The following is a 22523-nucleotide window of genomic DNA, read 5'->3' on the forward strand; positions in this document are numbered from 1 at the left end:
CTCATATCGAGGGTAACGCCAGCCGATCTTGATGAGACTGACGCAGTATGACCTTCATAGAGGGAGTACTGCTGTGCCCAAGCAAAGATCGACCATCATTGGCGAAGTAATCGAGCAACAAGTTGAGAATTTGCTGACATCGAGCGCGTATGGCGCTTGGGAGTCTGAACAGACCCTAAACTGGGGCGACCTGGTTGTGTTCAATAATTCATTCTTGTTTCGTGATCGAACGGGAACAACTAAAAGTGAAAAATACCTAGCCCTTCGAATGGAGGAGGGTAGACGTCTCGCGTCGCGCCCACAGGTTATTTATGACCTCGGCTCCGTGATAAAGGATGTTAAGCGATTTAGTGGTCAACAAATTCTTGATGGTCAATGTCACGGCCTTCGAGATGAGATAAATGTAGAGCGCCATCGTCTCGGCTATATTGCACTTGCACTGGCGGCGGGTGTGCGGCCAGATGAGGGGGCTGCTGTCGAGGTTGACGGCGCCAATGTCGGTATCGATTACTTGGAGTACGATCCTGAACAGGAAGAACTAGTTGAAATTGCTGGTGATCGATTGGTTGTAAATCAGATCGACAACTCTGACCTCCTCTGGCATGCTATATTGGACGGTTCTGGTGAATTTAGAGAGGCGCAAGGATTTGAATTCGTGTTTCGGCGCGCGCTTGCGAGATTGAGAAGTGATGTGCATGTCTCTGTTTCAATTGACAATATCGCCGGGGGAAGCTCAAGTGTTTTAGCTAGGGTCATTGATCGACTCGAGCGGCAGGTTGCTGACTATGAAGCAGCGCTGATACGGCATCGGAAGAGCTTGTCTGATGTGGATGCGAAAAATGAGCTTCTGCGCATCGCATATAACTTTGCGGACGGAGCACAAAGTCTTATTAAGCTAGTTGTAGGAATATCCGATCTTAAGCCTATTGTGTTTTGGATGACTATAAGCTCGCAATGGAATCTGAAGTCTGCATTTGACGAGATACCGCTGAATCTATCGGGTAATGCGAAACCTTCGTTCGGTAAGTATCGAACTGTAATAGCCAATGCTAGAAATCAGGTATTCCATGATATATTTTCTCTTGGGAGAACCTTCAAGGCAAAGCTACCTCCTGAGGCGTTTTCTGGGGCTGAAGTGGTCATATTTAGGGACTATGCGGATAAAAATTCTCCTGCCTTGAACTTTGACGATAGGCAGATAGTGGAACTACTTGAAGGGCTGACTCGTACTACGGAGGAGGTGGTCCCATATGGTTTTTGGGAAGCAAATTTGGGAGTAATGAGTGGTACGGTCGAGGTAGTTCGTTCTCTTCTGGATGCGTTGCTAATTCTGGGGGGTGAGCGCGCATGACAATGTCGACTGTGAACTTGCTGTAGGACTAAATTTCACTTCGGGATCGAGTTTGTGTACAACGGATATGTTGTATATGGCTTTTTGTGGTTATTATGATGAAGTGAAGATCGGCGAACTCGCACGGAAGACCGGGGTCAGCGTCCGTGCGCTGCGCTATTACGAGGAAGAGGGCTTGATCAGCCCCGGCAGGGAAGGCAACGGCTATCGCGACTTCTGCGACGGCTCGATCGAGGCCGTCCTGCAGATCCGCGGGATGCTCGACGCGGGCCTGCCGGTCAGGCTGATCCGCGAAGTCCTCCCGTACCTCGACGGGCCGGGGGACGTCCGGCCGAAAGTGCCGTGCGAGTACATGATCGACGAGGTCGCGCGGCAGCGGGAAGTACTCGATCGCCGGATCGCTCTCATGACCAGGAATCGGGACGCCCTCGACGCGTACCTTCGCGACTTGACCCTGACGCAAACGTGAGGGTTTTAGCGTGCGGACATGACTTCGATGCGCGCTCTGCGACAGGACTCCGCGAACGGTCCTGAAGATCTCCGCCTGATCACTGGTGCACCGGTTCCGGCGCCGGGACCAGGCGAAATCCTGGTGAAGGTCGCCGTCGCCGGCGTCAACTTCGCCGACGTCATGCAGACGCGGGGGACGTACGAAGACGGCCCGAAAGCGCCGTACATCGCCGGATTCGAGGCCGCCGGAGTGGTCGTGGCCGTCGGGGAGGGAGTGACCGCGCCTGCCCTGGGCGACCATGTCGTCGGGACCGGCGGCGGGGCCTTCGCCGAGTACATGGTCATGTCCGCGGCCGGCGCGGTTCCGGTACCGGAGGCCTGGTCGGCCGATCAGGCGATCGGGCTGATCCTGAACTGGGTCACCGCGCTCGCCGCGCTCAAACCGTTGGGGCGGTTGGCCGCTGGTGAGACCGTGCTGGTGCAGGCGGCGGGCGGCGGGGTCGGTCAGGCCGCGGTCAGGCTGGCCAAGCACTACGGCGCCACCGTCATCGGCACCGCTTCGCCCGGCAAGCACGACTCGGTGCGGGCGCTGGGCGCCGACAGGGTTCTCGACTACGGCGCGGAGACGGGAGAGGCGGACCTCGTGCTCGAATCGGTCGGCGGCCCGGGGTTCGCCGCGAGCCTCGCCGCCGCCAAGCGGGTCACCGGGCGCGTCGTGGTCTACGGCGTCGCCGGGGGAGAGGCCGCGATCACCAACCGTGACTTGAACTTCCGGCACCAGATCCACGTGATCGGTCTGCATCTCGGCGTCCTGATCGAGCAGGCGCCGGTGATCTTCGCGGAGCTGATGGACGAGCTGCGCGCGCTCGTCGCCGCCGGTGTCTGCGTGCCGGGGACCCCGACGGTGTACGACCTCGCGGACGGCCCGAAAGCACTCGCGGAACTGGAGGCGCGAGCGACTTCGGGCAAGGTCGTGCTGCGGCCCTGAGCGCGATGGGCCGTGCATAGTCGTATGCGAACGTGTGCATGTCAATAGGGCGAAAGTGTTGGTAAATCACCAGCTGGCTGACGCGACGAAAGTCGGTGCCGAGTCGCGGCCGAGGCTCCTAAATTCACGAACCATTCCGTTGTCCTCACAAGGAGTGGGTCCATGGCAAGGAAGTTCTTCGTCTCCGCGTCCGTGAGCTTGGCGCTGCTCGCCGTCCCGGTCACCGCCGGTCAGGCCGCGGCGGTCGAGCCTGCTCAATCGACCGCGGCAGTGACCACGGTCTACTACGACGCCTCGGGAGCGCCCAGCTTCCGTGCCGCCATCCAGGCGGGCGCGGCGAACTGGAACAACTCGGTGTCCAACGTGAAGCTGCAGGAGAGCTCGTCGGGGGCCACCCTGCGCTACACCGAAGGCAACGACCCCTCGGGTTCGTACGCCGAGACCGACGGTCACGGCCGCGGCACCATCTTCATCGACTACTCGCAGGCACAGCAGTACAACCAGACGCGGATCGCCGCGCACGAGACCGGCCACGCGCTCGGCCTGCCGGACAACTACCAGGGTCCGTGCTCCGAACTGATGTCCGGTGGCGGCCCCGGCCCGTCCTGCACCAACGCCAACCCGAACGCCCAGGAGGTCTCGCGGGTGAACTCGCTGTGGGCCAACGGGCTCCTCGCGGCGGGCGCCGTCCAGCGCATCTACAACTGACGCTGAGCTCCACTCGTGAGCGGTAAGGACGGTTCTAACCGTCCTTACCACTCACGAGGCGTTTCAGCCCCGAACTCGTTCAGCCCTCTAACTCGTTTCAGCCTTGGAACTCGTAGGCGCCGGCATCGACCCGGGCGCCGGCGTACACGGGGTTGCCGTCGACGTCGCGATCGTCGTACTTCGTGGTGCCGAGGTCGATCGCCGGGCTGCCCGCCCGGAGGGTCAGGTTCGTGGCCGAGGTGAACTTCGGATCCGCGACCTTGTCCGTCGCGCCCGCCGTGAACTGCCGGAGCCCGCCGAAGTAGACGTTGTGATCGGTCGCGGTGAAGGTCGTGTCCGCGTAGCCGACCTTGTACGCCGCCTGGACGACGTTCTGCGTCATCGTCAGCGTCTTGTTCGTGCAGCCTCCGTAGCAGACGAAGCCCTCCGACTCGGCGTTCGAGAGCCGGAGCGAGTTGTTGCGGAACACTGTGCCGAGCACCGGCCCGTTGCCGTCCTCGGCGCCGCGCGTGATGATCCCGCCGCGCGTCTTGGCGCCGAAGACCGCGTTGTACTCGAAGACGTTGCCGGTCGAGACGCCGTCTGGGTCCTTCGTGTCCGTGCCGAGTTCGGTGAAGGTCTCGTTGTCCTCGGAGATGTTGTGGTGGATGACGTTGCGGGACCCGTAGAAGATCTCGACAGCGGCCCCGTCGAGGCCGCCGAAGTCGTCGGCCTTCGCGATCGAGCCGCTGATCCGGTTCCAGCCGATGTCGGAGTCGTTACCCTGGACCAGCACGGCGAACGCGCCGGAGTCGTCGTTGCCGCCCGGGGTCACCACGGTCATGTGGTTGTTGTCGACGAGGTCGTTCTGCGTGACCTCGGTGTGGTCGGCCGACGGCGCGATGTACACGCCCGCACCGGCGCCGGTGATCAGATTCGACAGCACTTTGTTGCGGTCGCCGGAAACCTTCACCCCGGCCCACGAACAGCGCCCGGCGTCGGCCGCGACGCCGATCTGCAGATCTTGCACCACGTTGTCGTTGCCGGGCAGGTGGACGCACGCTTCGGTGTGACCCTTGACGATCGGCCGGGCGCCAGTACCGTACGCGCCGATCGTGACGCCCGAGCCGTTGACGGTGAGACCACCGGACCAGGCCCCGCCGCGACGCAACAGGACGGTGTCGCCCGCGGTGAACGTGGTGGCGGAGATCTTCGCCAGGGACTTCCACGGGGCCTGCTGCGAAGTGCCGCTCGCGGTGTCACTGCCGGAGACCTGGTCGACGTAGTAGGTCTTCGAAGCGGCTTCGGCCGTTGTGAATCCGGTGCACGCGACTGCGGCGAGCACGCTCACGGAAAGCAGTTTCCAGGACATTCCGCGGACCGTAACCACCTGCCGCACAAGGCTCGTACAAAGACCGCCGCGGCCTTAGCATGATCCGATGCGCCGGCCGTCGCGGATTCTCGTCGTGGCCGCGTTGCTGCTCAGCGCCGTGGTGGCAAGCAGCGGCATCGCGTCCGCGCCGCCGCCCGTGGCCCCCGTCGGCGGGCTGAACGAGCTCTGGAACGGCTACGGCGACCAGGGCGGGCACTGGACCGGCGGGGATCGCACGGTGTCGGTCCCGCTGCCGGACGGCCGCACCGCGTGGCTGTTTTCGGACACGTTCCTGGGCAGGGTGAACCCGGACCACAGCCGTCCGCCGGACAGCCCGATCGCCCGCAACACCCTGGTCGTCCAGCGGCCCGACGGCACGTTGGGGGAGACGCTGCACGGCGGCACCGCCGACGACCCGGAGTCGTTGATCGGGCTCGCGGGTTCAGGTGAGCACTACTGGGTCGGTGACGGCGTCGTCGAAGGCGACGTCCTGCGGGTGCTCTACAACCGGTACAAGACGACGGGGCCCGGCGGGCTCGATTTCCGGAGCACCGGGACCTCGCTGGCCACGTTCCGGCTGCCCGCGCTGACGCCGTCCGAGCTGCTGGTGATCCCGGTGGGCGACAGGGTCGCGTGGGGATCGGAGCTGCTCGACGATGGCGGCTACACCTACATCTACGGCGCCGAGGAGGGCCATCTGCGGTTGGCCAGGGTGTCTGTCGGCGGCCTTCGCGGGCCGTGGCAGTTCTGGACCGGCCTCGGCTGGTCGTCCCACGAGGAGGACTCCGTCCGGATGCTGTCCGGGATCGGGACGGCCTTCTCGGTGACCCGGATCGGCGGCGAATACGTGCTGATCACCATGGACACCAGTCCCGGCTTCAGCCCGGTGATGCTCGCGTACACCGCCGGTTCGCCGACAGGCCCGTTCGGTGAACCGCGGGTCCTTTACCGAGCACCCGAAGCGAGTGACCGGCGGATCGTCTACGACGCGACCGCGCATCCTCAGCTGAGCGTGCCGGGGAAGCTCGTCGTGTCGTACAACGTGAACTCTCTCGACCATGCCGACAACATCGCGGACGTGAGGATCTACCGGCCGCGGTTCGTCGAAATCGACTGGCCGCCGGTACTACCCTTCAACGGGTGATCGAGATACTGATTAGGCATAGTTGGCGTATCAGACTGGGTGATGGGGATTTTTGCCGCATCCCGCGCGGGAAAGATCTATTCGGCGCACACCTCGACGCCACGACACGTTTGCCTTACCCCTCACTAGAACGACCCTTGCCACTCGCGACTATTGGTACTGGCCGCCGATCATTCGAGCGCACGGTCTCGCGGCGATTCGATGGTCAGGGGAGCCGACGTGTCGCCGGTGAGCTGCCGCAGCTGGGTCATGGTCCGGTCCAGTTGCTCCGCCAGCCGCGGAATGGTGCTGGACGGCAGGTAGGCCTCGGCACCGGCGTCGAGAAGGCGGCGCACCGGCCCCTCGTACTTGACCCCGAGTTCGGCGTCCTCGATCTCCGTGATCACGATCCGGGCCTTGGGGTACAGCGCCCGGAAGTTCCCGATCAACTGCGGGCTGGAAGGCGGGACCAGCAGCACGTCGACGGTCGGGGGAGCCGAACGCAGGTCCAGGACGAGGTAGCCGGGGCCGAGCCGGTCGGACAACGAGGACCGCGCCGAGGCCGAAAGCTTCATGGCGGTGGCCACGACTGTGACGTCGTCGTCGGAGGCCGCTGAAGGGACCTGTTCTTCCTGAGCAGCAACGGAAATCGTCCCGATCGTCTCGCCGTTCCGGGTGATGCGCACGTCCTCGCCGGGGCGGAGTGTGTCGATGAGAGCTACGAGTTCTTCAGGAAGCTGGGTGGCATCGACCCACCGCTCGGACTGATCACTCATGAGCCCATGATGGCCCCGTCTCGGCATCAGGTGCGAGGACGGGGTATCGAGGGGTGAGCTGGACGGTGTCGCGTCGGTCGGTACGGGATCCTGCGCGGACACGCGCTTTCGCAACGCCTTCCCGGGAAGCATGTGCCGAGGCAGGCATGCCCGGCGACTGGAGCGTGCCGGTGGCGAGGTGCGAGCAACCCACGTCCACCGGCACGGCAGCCTTACCCCTCAACGCACTTCTAGCGAGGCCGCCCAGGGACTCCCGGCCGCGTCTGCCACGGGTGCGGCCCGTCCAGCGGCCGGTACTCGACGCCCAGTGCGTCCAGCCGCGGCAGGTGGTGATCCCGCAGGCGCGGCAGGAACTCGGCGTAGTCCCGCCCTTCCGGGGCGCTCCACGCGACCTCGGCGAACGCGGACAGCCGCGGGAAGGCGACGTAGTCGACCCGCCGCACGGTGTCCAGATGCTCCGCCCAGACCTGTGCCTGCGCGCCGAGAATGGCCTTGTCGGCAGGGAAATCCGCGGGCACCGGCTCGTAGGAGTAGATGTCCTCCAGCGTCCGCAGGTAGCCGACGGGGATCGGCTCGTCGGGGTGGTCGGACTGCCGGTGGTCCAGGTACACGCGCTCCTCGGGGCACATGACGACGTCGTGCCCGGCGGCCGCCGCGCGGGCACCGGCCCCCTCGCTCTGCCACGAGCCGATGACCATCGGCGGCAGGTCGCCCGCTTCGAGCACCTCGTCCCAGCCGAGCGGACGACGTCCTCGTTCGACCAGGTGCTGCGCGATCTCGCGGACGAACCAGCCGTGTTCCTCGGTCGCGCCGGGCACTTCGTCACCACCCAGGGCGATGACCTCCGACGGGAAGATGTCCAGCACGTGGTCGAAGATGCGCTTGAAAAAGTCCACAGTGGACTTCTCCGTGTTCAGCAGGGACGTGCTGATACCCCAGCTCGTCCACACCTCCCATGGTTCGGCGGTCTCCGGGCCGAGTTCGGGGTACGCGGCGATCGCGGCCCGCGCGTGCCCGGGGATGTCGACCTCCGGGACGACAGTCACCGAACGCGCGGCGGCGTACGCGACGATCTCGCGGAGATCGTCGACAGAGTAGAATCCGCCGTGCGGCCGCCCGTCGCGTTCCGGCCCGTCGTGCCGCCCGACCATGGACGACTTCCGCCAGCCACCGACCTCGGTCAGCTTGGGGAACTCGGCGATCTCGATCCGCCAGCCCTGGTCGTCGGTCAGGTGCAGGTTGAGCACGTTGAGCTTGTGCGCGGCGAGCAGGTCGATGAACCGCAGCACCTCCGCCTTGGTCCGGAAGTTCCTCGCCACGTCGAGCAGGCAGCCACGCCAGCCGAATCGCGGGTGGTCGGTGACCACGCCGCACGGGATCGTCTGCTGTCCACTGTGGATCGACGTCACCCGGAACGCGTCCGGCCCGATGAGCTGCCGGAGCGTCTGGCGGCCGTAGAACTCGCCTGCCGCGTCGGCGGCGTGCAGGGTCACCCCGGCCGGGTCGATCTCCAGCCGATAGCCCTCGGCGGGCAGCCCGGCGTCGGTGCGTACGTCCACTTCGGACGGTGCCGCGCACTGTCCCGGCAGCGGTTCCACCGAGACGGGACGGGGGAGCAGAGTTTCGAAGCCAGGCATGTCAGCCCTTCACCGCGCCGCCCATGACGGACACGAGTCGTCGTTGCACGAGAATGAAGAACACCAGCACCGGGATGGTCATCAGGGTCGAACCCGCCATCACCGCGCCCCAGTCGGTGTCCTCCGGCTTGAAGAACACCAGGATCGCCAGCGGGAGCGTCTGGTTCTCGGTGTTGGAGATGATGAACGTCTTGGCGAACAGGAAGTCGTTCCAGGCGTGGATGAACGCCAGCACGCTGATCGCCACCAGCCCGGGCGCCACCAGCGGGAAGAGGATCTGCCAGGTGAACCGCATGCGGCTCGCCCCGTCGATCTTCGACGCCTCTTCCAGTTCCTGCGGCACCGCGGCGACGAATCCGCGCAGCATCCAGATCGCGAACGGCAGGCTGAACGCCAGGTGCACCAGGATCAGCGAGCCGAGGTGGTTGGTGCCGAACGCGGGCGCGACGTCGCCGACCGACCGCATCAGGAAGAACAGCGGAATGGTCAGCGCCTCGACCGGCACCATCTGCGCCACCAGCACCATCACCAGCAGGACGGTCTTGCCCTTGAAGTTGAACCTGGTCAGCGCGACAGCCGAAAGGAACGACAGCAGCAGAGACAACGCCACCACCACGACGGCCACGATCACGCTGTTCAGGAAGAACAGCGCGAAGCCCTCGCCGCTGAGCACGCGTTCGAAGTGCTCCAGGGTCGGTGTCAGCGTCCAGGGACGGGGGTTCTCCGACTGGATCTGCCCGGTGGGCTTGAACGCCGAAAGCACCATCCAGTACACCGGGAACGCGACCATGCCCGCGATCACCACGCAGATGATCTCGGCGATCAGCCTGCCCGGCTTCTTGACCCGGCGGGGACGCCGGGCGGGAGCCGTGATCACACCCATCCCGCGCTCCGGCGTTGCGACCGGACGTACAGCCCGGTGATGGACAGCAGCAGCAAGGTCATCACGACTCCGAGCGCCGCGCCGAGACCGTATTCCTGTCCGGCGAAGGCCTGTTGATAGGCGAAGACGTTGAGCACGAGGTTGCGCCCGGCCACGCCGCCGCCGTTGGTCATCACGTAGATCTGGGTGAAGATCTTGAAGTCCCAGATGATCGACTGGATGGTGGCGATGGTCAGCAGCGGCCGCACCATCGGCAGGGTGACCGACCACGTGGTGCGCCAGGTCGACGCGCCGTCGAGGTACGCGGCCTCGATGACCTCCTCCGGCACGCCCTTGAGCCCGGCGTACATCGTCACCATGACGAACGGGAACGAACACCAGATGACCTCGGCGGCCACCAGACCGAACGTGCTGTAGGTGTCGAACGTCCAGGAGTGGTTCGCCATCCCGGTGAACCCGAGGCCCGAGAGCACCTCGTTCACCAGGCCGAAATCCGCGTCGAACAGGAACAGCCAGACGTACGAGCCCGCCATCGCCGGCGTCGCCCACGCGGCCAGCGCCGCCAGGAACAGCGGCACCCGAGCCCAGGCGCGGACCCGCGTCGCCAGGACGGCGAGCCCCGTCCCGAGGGCGAGACTGCCGACGACGCAGACCGCGGTGAAGCCGAGGGTCTTGGCCAGCACCTCCCAGAACTGGATGTTCTCCAGCAGGTCGGTGTAGTTCTGGAAGCCGAGGAACACCAGCGGCGCGTTGCCGACGGCCTGAGGCTGGCCGTAGTCGTAGAACGAGATCAGGACGAGCTGGTAGATCGGGTACACCAGCATCGCCAGCAGCAGGATGCCACCGGGCGCCAGGTAGAGCAGGGCGGCCCGCCCGTCCCGGCGACAGCGGGGCGACCGCCGTGCCGGGACGGCCGGAGCCGTGGTGCGAGGGGCTTCTTTGGTGACCACTTAGCCGAACGCCTTGTTCATCTCGGCCGCCGCGGTGGCCAGTGCGGCCGCCGGGTCCTTGCCGCCGGTCGCGATCTGCTGGATCGCGGTCGGCAGCACGTTCTGCGCGTCGATCTTCGACCACGCCGCGGTGGCGGGGACGAACTTCGTGCCCGCGGTGAGCGTGTCGACGAACGGCTTGACCGACGGGTCGCTCGCGGCGAGCTTCTGCTGCACGCTGCCGAGCGTGGGCAGGTTGCCCATGGCGACGTACATCTTCTCCTGGTACTTGGCGCCACCGAGCAGCTGGGTGAACTCGACAGCGAGGCTCTTGCGCTTGGTCGCGTTGAACACGCCGAGCAGGTTGCCGCCCGAGAACGCCGGGGCGATCTTGCCCGCCTCGGTGCCCGGGATCGGGATGATGGCGTACTTGCCCTTGACCTGGCCCGCTTCGACGGCCTTGCGGTTGAAGTCACCGCCGATGGACATACCGGCTTTGCCACCGGCGAACGCCGTGATGCTCTGCGTCCCGGTGAGGTTGGCGCACTGTTCGGGCGGGCAGATGTCCGCCTTCAGCAGGTTCGCGTACGCCGTCACGCCGGCCTTGGCCTGCTCGGAGTCCACAGTGGACTTCCACTTGTCGCCGTCCTGCTTGGCGATCTCGCCGCCGTGAGCCCACAGGAACGGCAGCATCGCGTAGGTGTACTTGCCACCCACGGAGATGCCGTACAGCTCCGGCTTCTTGGCACGGATCGTCTTCGCGGTCTCGGTCAGTTCCGCCAGCGTCGTCGGCGGCTTGAGGCCGAGTTCGGCGAAGAGGTCCGTGCGGTAGTACAACGCGCGGATGCCGGTGAACCAGGGAAGCCCGTAGGTCTTGCCGCCGGACTTCGCGGTCTCCAGCACCGCCGGGAGGATGTCCGCCCCTTCCTTCCACGACGACAGATCGCCGGTCAGGTCGGCCAGCGCGCCGGTGGCGGCGTAGCTGGAGACGTCGGTGTTGCCGAACTCGGCGACGTCCGGCGCGCTCGCGGGGTCGTTGAAGGCGCCCGAAAACTTGTCGGCGCGGCCTTCGACCGGGATCCACTGGACGTCGACCTCGACGCCCGAGTGCGCCGCCTTGAACTCGGCGATCGCCTCCTTGACCGCGGCTTCCTTCGGTGCGCGGTTGGCTTCGTCGAACAGCCAGACCCGGACCGTGCCGGTCTTCTCGTCGCCGCCGCCCGCGGCGGGGGTGTTCTGGGCCGGCGCGCAGCCCGCGACGAGGCCGACCGCCGCGAGGCCCGCGATGAGGACGCGAGTTCTCATGGGATTTTCTCCTTATGCGAAAAAGACGGAATTGACCTGGGGGAGTGCCAGTTTTCCGGCGACGGCCCCCGGGAGACCGGTGGCGGGATCACGCGGCAGCCAGCTCAGCGTGCCGGACTTGTCGCTGGAGACGTAGAACCAGCTTTCGGTCGGATCCAGGGTGATGTGACGCGGGTAGACGCCGCCGACAGGCGCGTTGTTCAGCAGCTTCAAGGACTTCCCGTCCTCGCCGACACCGAACGACGCGATCGTGTCCGAACCACGCACGGACGCGTAGACGAACCGGCCGTCCTTCGCCGTGGTGATCTCGCCCGGGTACTGCTCGCCGGGCGTGCCCGCCGGAACGGCCTTGACGACCTGGCCTGCGGTGAGTTTCCCGGTGGCCGGGTCCCACGCCGCGATGGTCACCTCGGCCCGCAGCTCGCCGAGGATGTACGCGTACTTGCCGTTGGGGTGGAAGGCGAGGTGGCGAGGCCCGGCACCCGACGGGAGCTTCAGCTGCTGGTTCAGCTTCAGTTTCCCGGTGGCGACGTCGAGTTTGTAGACGTAGACCGAATCCGCGCCGAGGTCGACCGAAAGCACCCACTTGCCGGTGGGATCGTTGACCACCTGGTGCGCGTGCGCGTCCCGCTCGGCGCCCTTGTGCTGGGCCAGATCGACGACGTCGCCGAGCTTCCCGCCCGCGAGGATCGGGAGGACGACGACGCTGCCGCTGCTGTAGTTCGCGGCCAGCACGTACTTCTGGCTCGAGTGGACGGTCAGATGCGTCGGGTGCTTGCCCTTCGCCGACTTCTTGTTGAGCAGCTTGGGCTTCGCCGGGTCGGCCAGGCTGAGCGCGGAGATCTGGCCGTTCTCGTCCTCGTTGGTCACGTAGAGCGTCTTGCGGTCGGCGCTGATGTCGAACCAGGAAGCGTTGCTGACTCCCGGAATCGTCCGGTCGACGGCGAGCGCGTTCGTGGCCGCGTCCCGGTGAGCGACATCGAGCCCGTGCCCGGAACTGGTGTAACTGCTGACGTAGATGGCCCCGGTTCCCTTCGGTCCGCAGGTCTGTTCGGAGGCATTCGCGAGGTGGGAACCGAGAACGGTGGTGAGTCCAGCCGCTCCGACGGCGCCGAGGAAGGTGCGTCGATCGAGTCCGGTCATCGTGATCTCTCCCAGCTTTCAGGTGGTTTAAACCACTGCCATGAGCAATGCTGCCACGCCGAAACCGGAAACGGAAAGGACGGTTTCCAAAACGGTCCAGGTTTTCAGGGTCTGCGGCACGGTCATGTTGAAGTACCGCGAGATGATCCAGAAGCCGCCGTCGTTGACGTGGGAGGCGATGATCGACCCGGCCGAAATGGCGACGACCAGCAGCGCGAGCTGCATCTGCGAGTAACCCAGCGTCGCCACGGTCGGCGCGACGATACCGCTTGTGGTGACGATCGCGACGGTTGCCGAACCCTGCGCGATACGCATACCGCAACTGATCACGTAGGCCGCCAGGATGGCCGGGAGACCGGCGTTGTCGAGGGAGCCCGCGACAGCCTTGCCGATCCCCGTCGCGGCCAGCACGGCGCCGAAGAACGCGCCCGCGCCGACCACGAGCAGGATCATCGCGACGGGGCGCAGCGACTTCGCCGAAAGCTCGCTCAAGTCCTTGCCCGTCAAGCCCCGGCGCAGGCCCAGTAGCCACGACGCGAGCAGCACCGAGATCGTCAGCGCGACCGCCGGGGTGCCGATGAAGGCGGCGACACCCGCGAGCGCGGAGTTCTTGGGAAGCCAGATGCTGCCGAAGGTCCCGGCGAGGATCAGCACCAGTGGGACCGCGATGATCGCCGCCACCAGGCCTAGTGAAGGCGGGTTCTCTTCCTTTTCGCCTTCTTCCTCGACCACGAATTCCTCGGGGACCGGGATGTCGATGCGCTTGCCGATCCACGTCGAGTACGCGACACCGCCGATGAGGAACGCCGGGATACCGCAGACCAGGCCCATCAGGATGATCCAGCCGAGTTCCACGTGCAGCAGGCCCGCCGCGGCCACCGGGCCGGGGTGCGGCGGGAGGAACGCGTGCGTGATCGAAAGACCGGCGAGCAGCGGCAGTGCATAGAGCACCAGCGAACGGCCGCCCTGTTTGGCGGCGACGTAGACCAGCGGCGCCAGCACGAAGATGCCGATGTCGAAGAACACCGGGATACCGAAGACGAAGCCCGCGAGACCCATCGCCAACGGGGCCCGCTTCTCACCGATGGCCCGCAGCAGCGCGGTGGTGAGCACCTTCGCCCCGCCGGAACGCTCCAAAATGGACCCGAGGATGGTGCCGAGCCCGATGATCGCGGCGATATGGCCGAGAATCCCGCCGAAACCCTTTTCCAGCAGGGAATCCGACGCCTTCTGCGCGGAGCCGACGATCTGGCCGACCGGCAGGCCCGCGGCCAGCGCGGTCAGCAGGCCGACCACGATCAGCGCGATGAAGGGCTCCAGCTTGACCTTGATGATGAGCAGCAGCAAGACCGCGATCGAGACGGCGGCGAGGGTCAGGAGACCTCCCGTCGTGTGTTGGAGCCAGTCGATCATCGGGCACTCCCGGGGTTCCGCAGTGAATGGCCGGCGAGGGCGCCGGTCGGTTGACCATCGTCGATGGCGGCGACACCGTTGACGAAGACATAGGGGATACCGGCGGCCTGCTGCCGCGGCTCGTCGAACGTGGCGGTGTCGGCGACGGTTTCCGGGTCGAACAGCACGAGGTCGGCCGCGTGACCCGCGCGGACGAGACCCCGGTCGGTCAGCCGCAGGCGTTCCGCCGCGCGGCCGGTGAGATGGGAGACGCATTCGGCGAGGTCGAGGACGCCGAGCTCGCGGACGTAGCGCGCGAGGTAGCGCGGGAACGTGCCCCAGGCGCGGGGATGCGGCCGCGCGCCGACGAGGAGCCCGTCACTGCCACCGGTGTGCGTGCGGTGGCGCATGATCGCCTGGACGTTCTCCTCGTGCCCGACGTGCATCAGGCAGGACGTGCCGAGCTTTTCCGACAGCAGGACGTCGAAGTACAGCTCCGCGGCCGGTTTACCGGCGCGCTGCGCCGAAGCGGCGACGGAATGCCCGATGAGGTGGGCGTTCTCGTCCCGGCGGACACCGTTGATCTCGATGGCCTCCCAGTCGATCGGCACGCCGTGCGCGCCGTCGGATCCGGTTTCCTCGATCTCGGCCCGGATCCGCTCGCGAGTGTCCACATCGGACAGTCGCGCCAGTGTGGCGTCAAGCCCGCCTTCGGTGGACCAGCTCGGCAGCAGCGCGGAGAGGTACGTGGCGCCGGGGAGATAGGGATAGGTGTCCAGGGTGATGTCGCAGCCGTCGTCGAGTGCCTGGTCAAGCAGCTCAAGCAGATTCGACGCCTTGCCCTTGTTCACCGAGAAGTTCATCGTGGCGTGCGCGAGGTGCAGCGGACAGCCGGAGCGGCGGGAGACGTCGACCATCTCGCCGAACGCTTCGAGCGCGCCCTTGCCGTAGCTGCGGTGGTGCGGGCTGTAGAAGCCGCCGTTCTCGCCGACGACCCGGCACAGCTCGACGAGTTCTTCGGTGGTCGCGTACATGCCCGGTGTGTAGGTGAGCCCGGACGACATGCCCATCGCGCCCTCGGCGAGACCGGTCGCGACGAGTTCCTTCATCGCGTTCATCTCGGCCTCGGTCGCGGGCCGGTCTTCCCAGCCGACGGTGAGCATGCGGACGGTGCCCTGCGGCACCAGGTAGGCCGCGTTGACCGCGACCCCCGCGTCGAGCCTGTCGAGGTATTCCCCGACCGAACGCCAGTTCCAGTCGAAGCCCGCCGGATCGTCGTTCCACCCGGCGAGCTGCTGACGCAGCGATGCGAGGACGTCGTCGTTCACGGGCGCGTAGGAGAGCCCGTCCTGTCCGAGGACCTCTGTCGTGACGCCCTGGGAGAGCTTCGCGAGGTGATCCGGATTGGCGAGCAGCTGGAGATCGGAATGCGAGTGCATGTCGATGAACCCGGGCGCGAGCACGAGTCCTTCGGCGTCGATGGTGCGGCGGCCCGCGAGCGAGCCCGGTTCGGCGACACTGGCGATGCGGTCGCCGGAGATGCCCACGTCGTGCCTGGTGAGCGGATCCCCGGTGCCGTCGGCGACCAGTGCGGAGCGGACAACGATGTCCATGATGATTCTTCCTCTGCGGCGGTGGAGGACGGATCAGAAATGCGTGCGGACGAAATCGAGCACGGTCTCGCCGTCGGGGCCGACGACCGGGATGAGGGGCCACTTGTCGAACACGGTGCAGGGATGCGACAGACCGAGGGCGATCCAGTCGCCGACCTCGACCGGGGACGACGCGGGCAGGGTGAGGAAGGCGTGCTGGTCGTTCATCTTCTGGATGGAATGACCTTCGAGCGCGGATGTCCGCCCGTCGCCCTTGCGGATGAGGCGCGGCTCGGGCATGCCTTCGTCGAAGGAGGCGTCCCGTTTGCCGATGGTGAGCAGCGCGAGTTCGTCCGTGGGCTTCGACGTGACCTGAGCCCAGGCGCGGAGCGCGGGACGGAACGACGCGACGCCGTCGATGCGCGGGTGCTCGCCCAGCGGCGAGATCACGCGGTAGAAGCCGTCGTCGTGGGTCACGTAGGCACCGCTGCGCAGGATCGGGAGGACGTCCAGACCGGCCCAGTCCTTGGTGAGCTCGTCGGCGACGCGGTCGAAGTACGCGCTGCCGCCGCCGGTGACGATGATCTGACCGGCGTCGTCGAGCAGGCCCTTTTCGTGGAAGGCGAAGACGAGTTCCCGCAGACCGTCCACATAGGAGCTGATCAGCTGGAGCGACTTTTCGTCGGTGTGGTGGGAAAGCGCGCCTTCGTAGCCGCCGGATCCGCGCAGTCGCAGGGCCGGGCTCGTGTGGGCGGCTTCGGCGACGGCGAGCGCGGTGCCGGTGTCACGGACACCGGTGCGGCCGCCCTCGGCGCCGAGTTCGACGAGCACGTCCACCTTCCGGCGGGCGCCGCGCAGGGCTTCGGTCATCAGCTCGACACCGCGGACCGAATCGACCCAGCAGACGAACTCGAAGTCGTCGTCGGCGTCCAGCTCCGCGGCCAGCCACTTCAGGCCCGACGGGTCGAGCAGCTGGTTCGCCAGCAGGATCCGGGAGACCCCGAACGCCCGGTAGATCCGCAGGTGCCCGGCGTTCGCACAGGTGATGCCCCACGAGCCGTGGTCGAGCTGCCGCTCGAACAGCTGCGGCGCCATCGTCGTCTTGCCGTGCGGGGCCAGCGCGACACCACGCGTGGCGCACCAGTCCGCCATCGTGCGCAGGTTGTGTTCGACGGCCTCTTCGTCGAGAACGACGAACGGGCCGAGGAAGCCGTCCTCGAACAGCTTCGCGCCGCGAGCGGCGGCTTCGCCGATCGTCAGACCGGACAGCGAAGGCGCGACCGAGCGGAAGCGCCAGTCGACGCGCTCTTCCCGGACGGCCGCGACCGCGGCGGAATCGATGGTGCCGGCTTCGAACATGAGGTTCACCTCGGTTGCGTATGTTGCAACGGACGTTGCGCATATTGCGTGGGATAGGTGTAGCATCCGGTCCGCTAGAGGTCAACGGCGTGACGACTAGGAGACGCGAAGGTGACAAGCGCGCCCGACGTTATTTGCATCGGGGAGTCGATGGCCTTGTTCGTGCCGGCCGAATCCGGGCCGCCCGACGAGGTACGGAAGTGGGTGCGGACCATCGGCGGAGCCGAGTCGAACGTCGCCTGCCATCTCCCGGCGCTGGGTTTCGCCAGCGCCTGGGTGAGTGCCGTCGGAGACGATCCGTTCGGCCGCGCACTGGTGCGCGAGATCGCCGCCGCGGGGGTGGACGTCGCCGCGGTCATGGTCGACCCGACGCGTCCGACAGGGCTCTACATCAAGGAAAGCGGCGCTCAAGGCAGCCCGGTGCGGTACTACCGCAAGGGCTCCGCCGCGTCCGGAATGGACGCCGGGCTGCTGGGGAAACTCGATCTGGACGGGGTGCGCGTCATCCACCTGTCCGGGATCACGCCCGCGCTGTCGGACGGCTGCCTCGACCTGGTGCGGGCCCTGCTGGAACGGCCGCGCGGCGACACACTGGTGTCGTTCGACGTGAACTTCCGGCCCGCGCTGTGGACCGGGCGCGAGCCTTCGGTGCTGGCCGAACTGGCCGCTCGCGCCGACATCGTGCTCGCCGGTGAAGACGAGGCCGAGCGGGTGTGGGGGACCGGTGACCCGGAGCGGCTGCGCGCCGCACTGCCCGGGCCGAAGACGCTGGTCGTCAAGCACGGGGAACGCGGTGTGACGCTGATCGACGGCGACGCGGCGCCCCTGTTCTCGCCCGCGCTTCAGGTCGATGTCGTGGAGCCGGTCGGCGCCGGTGACGCGTTCGCGGCGGGCTTCCTCGCCGCCACCCTGCGCGGCGACGCCCCGGCGACCCGGTTGCGGCGCGGTCACCTGCAGGCCGCCGCCACCCTACTGACTCACGACGATGTGGGGACGCCGTTGCCCGAATCCGTGGTCGAAACGCTCCTCAGGGCGGATGAGGCAGCATGGGCGGCGGCGAAGCTGACGGACAAGGGATTGGTGAGCGTATGAGCCAGAGCTTGGACAGGGCGCTCACACTGCTGAGCGGGCTCGCCCGCGAGCCGAAGACCCTCGATCAGCTCGCCGAGGAGATCGGCGTGCACAAGTCGACCGTGCTGCGCCTGCTCCGGACTCTGGAGTCGCATCACTTCGTGCGCCGGGAAGGGCAGCGGTACTACCGGCTGGGCAGCGCGCTTTTCGACCTCGCGCAGCAGGCGCTCGAAGACCGTGACGTCCGGCGCACCGCGCAATCGGCGCTCGCCGGGCTCAACTCGCGCACCGGGCACACCATCCACCTGGCGTCCTATGAGGACGGCGAGGTCGTCTACATCGACAAGTTCGAGGGCAGGCATTCGGTGCGGATGTACTCGCGCATCGGGAAACGCGCGCCCCTGCACTGCACCGCCGTCGGCAAGGTGCTCGTCGCGGCGATGACGCCGGAAAAGCAGGCGGACGTAGTTTCGAGGATCGACTTCTTCGTCCGCACCCCGAACACGATCACCACGCCCGAGGCGTACGGGAAGGAGCTCGGGCTCGTCGCCGACCGCGGCTACGCGGTGGACAACGCCGAGCACGAGGACTTCATCCACTGCATCGCGGCGCCGGTCCGCGGCCCGGGTGGCGTGGTGCTGGCCGCGGCGTCGATCTCGGTGCCGAAGGTGCTGCTGGACTACGACGGCTTGATGGGGCTCGTGCCCGAACTCGTCGCCGCCGCCGAAGAAGCTTCCGTCCACAGTGGATGGACGGGGAACCGAAAGGGGAAGTTGGAATGAGCAAGACCGCGATCAGCACGGAGAACGCGCCGAAGCCGGTGGCCGCGTTCTCGCAGGCGGTCCGCAAGGGCAACATCCTGCAGGTGGCCGGTCAGGTCGCCTTCGACCCGGCCACCGGCGCCATCGTCGGCGAGACCGTCGGCGAGCAGACCGAGCAGACCTTCAAGAACATCGAAGCGGTGCTCGAGGCCGCCGGTTCGAGCCTGGCCGACGCGCTGATGGTGCGTGTGTACCTGACCGACGTCGACCACTTCGGTGCGTTCAACGAGGTCTACAACAAGCTGATCGGCGAGGCCCCGCACCCGGCCCGCACCACCGTGTACGTCGGCCTGCCCGCCGGCCTGCTGGTGGAGATCGACGTCCTGGCCGTGGTGGCCTGATCGCGCGCTATGAAAGGCCCGTTACTTGCAAATTTCGCAAGTAACGGGCCTTTCATAGCGTCGGTGTGGACTCAGAGCACGCTCGTGTACCCGTTCAGCGCGGGCTGCCCGCCCAGGTGCGCGAAGAGAACGTTCGAGTCCCGCGAGATCTCACCCCGGCAGACGAGGTCGATCAGGCCCGCCATGGACTTGCCTTCGTACACCGGATCGGTGAGGACACCCTCCAGCCGCGCCAGCGTCCGGATCGCGTCCAAAGTGGACTCGTCCGGGACGCCGTAGATCCCCGCGTGGTAGCGCTCGTCCAGCTCGACTTCGTCGATCTCGCCCGCGCCGATCAGCTCCGCGGTCGCCCTGGCGATGCGGGTGACCTGGTCGCGCGTCTCGGCCGGTTTCGCCGAACCGTCGATGCCGAGGATCCGCCGCGGCTTGCCCGACAGCGCGGCCCCGGCGACCATCCCGGCCTGCGTGCTGCCGGTGACCGAGCACACGACCACCGTGTCGAAGAAGATGCCGAGCTCGGCTTCCTGCGCTTCGAGTTCCACGATCCAGTTCGCGAAACCGAGCCCGCCGAGGCGATGGTCCGACCCGCCCGCCGGGATCGCGTACGGCTTCCCGCCGCCCGCTTCGATCTCCTTGACCGCGTTCTCCCAGCTCTCCTTGAACCCGACGCCGAACCCGGCCTCGACCATCCGGATGTCCGCGCCGAGGATGCGCGAGAGCTGGATGTTGCCGACCTTGTCGTACAGCGGGTCGTTCCAGTCGACCCAGCTCTCCTGCACCAGCACGGCCTTGAGCCCGGCCCGTGCGGCGGCCGCGGCGACCTGGCGGGTGTGGTTCGACTGCACGCCGCCGATCGAGATCAGCGTGTCCGCGCCCTCGGCGAGCGCGTCGGCGACCAGGTATTCGAGCTTCCGGGTCTTGTTGCCGCCGAACGCGATACCGGAATTGACGTCCTCGCGTTTCGCCCAGACCTTCGCGCCGCCGAGATGGGCGGTGAGCCGCTCGAGCGGATGGACGGGGGAGGGGCCGAACAGCAGCGGGTAGCGAGGGAAGTCGGCGAGGGTCATGGCGTCTCCAAGAGGGCTTCGAGTTCGGTCCAGATCGTGGCGGTGATCGCGCAGGCCGCGTCGACGTCGCCCGCTTCGATCGCGTCGGCCAGCTCCGCGTGACGCTGGACGGACCGGTGCGCGGGCAAGGAGCCGAAGCGGGCGTATTCGAGACGCCGGAGCAGCGGTGTGTAGCGGGCCAGCGTCGCGGCGATCGCCCGGTTGCGCGCGGCGGCGACCGGGACGTCGTGCAGCTCGTCGTCGGCGGCGATCGCGGCCGCGATGTCCCCGGCGGCGATCGCGTCGGCGAACCGGGCGTTGGCCGCGCGCATCGCCGCGACCCCGGCGGGCCCCATCCGCGGCGCACCCGCGCGGACGGCGAACTCGTGCAGCGTGCGCACGAGCTGGAGCGCGTCGCGGACGTCGTCGGGAACGAAGCCGGCCACGCGCGTGTAGCTCTGTGGCTTCGACTCGACGAGGCCGTCCTCGATGAGCCTCAGCAGCGCCTGTCGCACTGGAGCCCGGGAGAGACCGAGCTGATCGGCGAGGTCGCCGTCGCGCAGGTTCGTCCCCGGCGGCAGTGTCCCGTCGATGATCGCCCGGCGGATGTTCTCGTAAGCCTCGTCCCTGAGGAGGGACCTCGGCACCTTCGCTAACCCACTCACATCTGAAATGTTAGCTGCAAGTGCGAGTGAAGTACATGAAGGCCCCCTTCCTGTACCTAGGCGCAAGGAAGGGGGCCTTCATGTACTTCGGCTGGGCTAGTAGACGGGTCCCGTGTACTTCTCGCCCGGCCCCTGCCCGGGCGCGTCCGGAACGGCCGAGGCTTCGCGGAACGCCTTCTGCAGGGACTGCAGGCCGTCACGCAACGGGCCCGCGTGCAGGCCGAGGTACTCTGCCGAAGCGGTCACCAGCCCGGCGAGGGCGGTGATCAGACGGCGAGCCTCGTCGAGGTCGCGGTGCGGTGAGGTGGCCGGATCCTCGTCGGCGAGGCCGAGTCGCTCGGCGCCGGCGGAGAGCAGCATGACGGCCGCCCTGCTGATCACCTCGACGCTCGGGATGTCCTCCAGGTCGCGGACGTCCGGGGAATACGGGGGTTGCTGAACGGGTTCATCTGACACGTCTGGTACCCTTCCACGAGCGACCAGCCTCCGAGCGATCGGGGGCGGCAAGTGGAGCCCCGCTCCCACCCGCGTCACTGCCGTAGCATCAGGTGTCCGGGTCCGGTTTTGCCAAAGACGATTTCGGGCGTCTGAGGCGGTGTGTTCGGTTCTGGAGACTGAACGCGATCGGAATGAGTGGGCCTCGCGTACCTCACGGTACCGGGGCCTTCGGCATGTGGGCACCAGGTCGAAACGGTAGAAGAATTTACCTCGAACCAGGGAGGCCCCATCAGCTCCGAGACACGCATCAACGACCGAATCCGGGTGCCGGAAGTCCGACTCGTCGGGCCCGCCGGTGAACAGGTCGGCATCGTCCGGATCGAAGATGCGCTGCGGCTGGCACAGGAGAACGATCTCGATCTCGTCGAGGTCGCTCCTCAGGCACGCCCGCCCGTATGCAAGCTCATGGACTTCGGCAAGTTCAAGTACGAGAGCGCGCAGAAGGCCCGCGAGTCCCGCCGCAACCAGCAGCTCACCGTCATCAAAGAGCAGAAGCTGCGGCCGAAGATCGATCAGCACGACTACGAGACCAAAAAGGGTCACGTGTCGCGCTTCCTTGCGGCAGGCAACAAGGTCAAGGTCACGATCATGTTCCGCGGTCGCGAGCAGTCCCGGCCGGAACTCGGTTTCCGCCTGCTGCAGAAGCTCGCCGACGAGGTGACCGAACTCGGTTTCGTCGAGTCGTCGCCGAAGCAGGACGGTCGCAACATGATCATGGTGTTGGCCCCGCACAAGAACGTGAAGCCGCAGAAGGCCGCGAAGGCTGGCAAGGACGATCCGTCCGAGTCGCCCGCCGACGCGTAGCGCCGACCAGCACATGTCAGCGGCACACCGGAGCACCCCGGTGTGCCGCCGCACGAAAGAGGACTACGTAATGCCGAAGATGAAGACGCACAGCGGGACGTCCAAGCGTGTCCGCGTCACGGGTACCGGCAAGCTGCGCCGCCAGAAGGCCGGCCGTCGCCACCTGATGGAGAAGAAGTCCAACAGGCTCACCCGTCGCCTCGAAGGCACGACCGAGATCGCCAAGAACGACGTCGGCCGCGTCAAGCGCCTTCTCGGCCGCTGACACCCCCGCACTTGTAAACCCCGGG

The 22523-nt window shown here is 66.6% G+C and carries 23 protein-coding genes; 10 read left to right on the forward strand and 13 right to left on the reverse strand.

What is annotated here, in order from left to right; translation table 11 throughout:
- Nucleotides 1–73 precede the first annotated feature (73 nt).
- The 4 genes from ACZ6YV_RS33810 (at nucleotide 74) to ACZ6YV_RS33825 (ending at nucleotide 3497) form a co-directional block, all read left to right on the forward strand.
- On the forward strand, nucleotides 74–1351 hold the full coding sequence (locus ACZ6YV_RS33810; RefSeq protein WP_465513481.1) for a hypothetical protein: 1278 nt from the start codon (nucleotides 74–76) through the stop codon (nucleotides 1349–1351).
- A gap of 103 nt (nucleotides 1352–1454) precedes the next feature.
- Nucleotides 1455–1820: a MerR family transcriptional regulator gene (locus ACZ6YV_RS33815; protein WP_465513482.1), complete on the forward strand. Its 366-nt coding sequence runs from the start codon at nucleotides 1455–1457 to the stop codon at nucleotides 1818–1820.
- Between the two features lie 18 nt (nucleotides 1821–1838).
- Nucleotides 1839–2789: an alcohol dehydrogenase catalytic domain-containing protein gene (locus ACZ6YV_RS33820; protein WP_465513483.1), complete on the forward strand. Its 951-nt coding sequence runs from the start codon at nucleotides 1839–1841 to the stop codon at nucleotides 2787–2789.
- Between the two features lie 162 nt (nucleotides 2790–2951).
- Nucleotides 2952–3497: a snapalysin family zinc-dependent metalloprotease gene (locus tag ACZ6YV_RS33825; RefSeq protein WP_465513484.1), complete on the forward strand. Its 546-nt coding sequence runs from the start codon at nucleotides 2952–2954 to the stop codon at nucleotides 3495–3497.
- 97 nt (nucleotides 3498–3594) lie between these two features.
- Here ACZ6YV_RS33825 and ACZ6YV_RS33830 read toward each other — a convergent pair whose 3' ends face one another.
- Complete coding sequence (locus tag ACZ6YV_RS33830) at nucleotides 3595–4848, reverse strand: choice-of-anchor Q domain-containing protein (protein ID WP_465513485.1); 1254 nt, start codon at nucleotides 4846–4848, stop codon at nucleotides 3595–3597.
- A gap of 67 nt (nucleotides 4849–4915) precedes the next feature.
- On the opposite strand from ACZ6YV_RS33830, the gene ACZ6YV_RS33835 reads away from it, so the two are divergent.
- A complete protein-coding gene (locus ACZ6YV_RS33835; RefSeq protein WP_465513486.1) occupies nucleotides 4916–5992 on the forward strand; it encodes a DUF5005 domain-containing protein in 1077 nt (358 codons plus the stop codon).
- Nucleotides 5993–6162: 170 nt separating this feature from the next.
- Here the strand turns inward: ACZ6YV_RS33835 and ACZ6YV_RS33840 are convergent, their stop codons facing one another.
- From ACZ6YV_RS33840 to ACZ6YV_RS33880, 9 genes are all read right to left on the reverse strand, one after another.
- The gene (locus tag ACZ6YV_RS33840; protein WP_465513487.1) at nucleotides 6163–6747 is read right to left on the reverse strand and encodes a hypothetical protein; all 585 of its coding nucleotides are present in this window, start codon (nucleotides 6745–6747) and stop codon (nucleotides 6163–6165) included.
- Between the two features lie 230 nt (nucleotides 6748–6977).
- Nucleotides 6978–8384, reverse strand: a complete 1407-nt coding sequence (locus ACZ6YV_RS33845) for a beta-N-acetylhexosaminidase (RefSeq protein ID WP_465513488.1) — start codon at nucleotides 8382–8384, stop codon at nucleotides 6978–6980.
- Nucleotide 8385: 1 nt separating this feature from the next.
- The gene (locus ACZ6YV_RS33850; RefSeq protein ID WP_378247371.1) at nucleotides 8386–9267 is read right to left on the reverse strand and encodes a carbohydrate ABC transporter permease; all 882 of its coding nucleotides are present in this window, start codon (nucleotides 9265–9267) and stop codon (nucleotides 8386–8388) included.
- A complete protein-coding gene (locus ACZ6YV_RS33855) occupies nucleotides 9258–10217 on the reverse strand; it encodes a carbohydrate ABC transporter permease (RefSeq protein ID WP_465513489.1) in 960 nt (319 codons plus the stop codon). The genes ACZ6YV_RS33850 and ACZ6YV_RS33855 overlap by 10 nt, the downstream gene beginning before the upstream one ends.
- The gene (locus ACZ6YV_RS33860; protein WP_465513490.1) at nucleotides 10218–11501 is read right to left on the reverse strand and encodes an extracellular solute-binding protein; all 1284 of its coding nucleotides are present in this window, start codon (nucleotides 11499–11501) and stop codon (nucleotides 10218–10220) included.
- 12 nt (nucleotides 11502–11513) lie between these two features.
- The gene (locus ACZ6YV_RS33865) at nucleotides 11514–12644 is read right to left on the reverse strand and encodes a lactonase family protein (RefSeq protein ID WP_465513491.1); all 1131 of its coding nucleotides are present in this window, start codon (nucleotides 12642–12644) and stop codon (nucleotides 11514–11516) included.
- Between the two features lie 27 nt (nucleotides 12645–12671).
- Nucleotides 12672–14057 (reverse strand): GntP family permease, encoded by a 1386-nt coding sequence (locus ACZ6YV_RS33870; protein ID WP_465513492.1) that lies wholly within the window; start codon nucleotides 14055–14057, stop codon nucleotides 12672–12674.
- The gene (locus ACZ6YV_RS33875; RefSeq protein ID WP_465513493.1) at nucleotides 14054–15649 is read right to left on the reverse strand and encodes an N-acyl-D-amino-acid deacylase family protein; all 1596 of its coding nucleotides are present in this window, start codon (nucleotides 15647–15649) and stop codon (nucleotides 14054–14056) included. Before ACZ6YV_RS33875 ends, ACZ6YV_RS33870 begins: the two co-directional genes overlap by 4 nt.
- A 33-nt stretch (nucleotides 15650–15682) precedes the next feature.
- A complete protein-coding gene (locus ACZ6YV_RS33880) occupies nucleotides 15683–16987 on the reverse strand; it encodes an amino acid deaminase (protein WP_465513494.1) in 1305 nt (434 codons plus the stop codon).
- Between the two features lie 150 nt (nucleotides 16988–17137).
- Here ACZ6YV_RS33880 and ACZ6YV_RS33885 point away from each other — a divergent pair, with 150 nt between their 5' ends.
- Genes ACZ6YV_RS33885 through ACZ6YV_RS33895 form a run of 3 tightly spaced genes read left to right on the forward strand, consistent with a single transcriptional unit; the run spans nucleotide 17138 to nucleotide 19220 of the window.
- On the forward strand, nucleotides 17138–18079 hold the full coding sequence (locus ACZ6YV_RS33885; protein ID WP_465513495.1) for a sugar kinase: 942 nt from the start codon (nucleotides 17138–17140) through the stop codon (nucleotides 18077–18079).
- The gene (locus ACZ6YV_RS33890) at nucleotides 18076–18840 is read left to right on the forward strand and encodes an IclR family transcriptional regulator (RefSeq protein WP_378247385.1); all 765 of its coding nucleotides are present in this window, start codon (nucleotides 18076–18078) and stop codon (nucleotides 18838–18840) included. The genes ACZ6YV_RS33885 and ACZ6YV_RS33890 overlap by 4 nt, the downstream gene beginning before the upstream one ends.
- Nucleotides 18837–19220 carry a RidA family protein gene (locus ACZ6YV_RS33895; RefSeq protein ID WP_465513496.1) on the forward strand — a complete coding sequence of 128 codons (384 nt, stop codon included), beginning with the start codon at nucleotides 18837–18839 and terminating at the stop codon, nucleotides 19218–19220. Before ACZ6YV_RS33890 ends, ACZ6YV_RS33895 begins: the two co-directional genes overlap by 4 nt.
- Nucleotides 19221–19291: 71 nt before the next feature.
- On the opposite strand, the gene ACZ6YV_RS33900 is transcribed toward ACZ6YV_RS33895, so the two are convergent.
- From ACZ6YV_RS33900 to ACZ6YV_RS33910, 3 genes are all read right to left on the reverse strand, one after another.
- On the reverse strand, nucleotides 19292–20287 hold the full coding sequence (locus ACZ6YV_RS33900) for a 1-aminocyclopropane-1-carboxylate deaminase (protein ID WP_465513497.1): 996 nt from the start codon (nucleotides 20285–20287) through the stop codon (nucleotides 19292–19294).
- Entirely contained in the window at nucleotides 20284–20931 is a 648-nt protein-coding gene (locus tag ACZ6YV_RS33905; RefSeq protein ID WP_465513498.1) for a GntR family transcriptional regulator, read from the reverse strand. The genes ACZ6YV_RS33900 and ACZ6YV_RS33905 overlap by 4 nt, the downstream gene beginning before the upstream one ends.
- A 96-nt stretch (nucleotides 20932–21027) precedes the next feature.
- The gene (locus tag ACZ6YV_RS33910; RefSeq protein ID WP_020629651.1) at nucleotides 21028–21387 is read right to left on the reverse strand and encodes a DUF1844 domain-containing protein; all 360 of its coding nucleotides are present in this window, start codon (nucleotides 21385–21387) and stop codon (nucleotides 21028–21030) included.
- 270 nt (nucleotides 21388–21657) lie between these two features.
- On the opposite strand from ACZ6YV_RS33910, the gene infC reads away from it, so the two are divergent.
- Both infC and rpmI read left to right on the forward strand, forming a co-directional pair.
- Nucleotides 21658–22233 (forward strand): translation initiation factor IF-3, encoded by a 576-nt coding sequence (infC, locus tag ACZ6YV_RS33915; protein ID WP_378247440.1) that lies wholly within the window; start codon nucleotides 21658–21660, stop codon nucleotides 22231–22233.
- A gap of 70 nt (nucleotides 22234–22303) precedes the next feature.
- Nucleotides 22304–22498 (forward strand): 50S ribosomal protein L35, encoded by a 195-nt coding sequence (gene rpmI, locus ACZ6YV_RS33920; protein ID WP_005163285.1) that lies wholly within the window; start codon nucleotides 22304–22306, stop codon nucleotides 22496–22498.
- Nucleotides 22499–22523 lie beyond the last annotated feature (25 nt).

It is taken from the genome of Amycolatopsis sp. NPDC102522 (assembly GCF_055584485.1).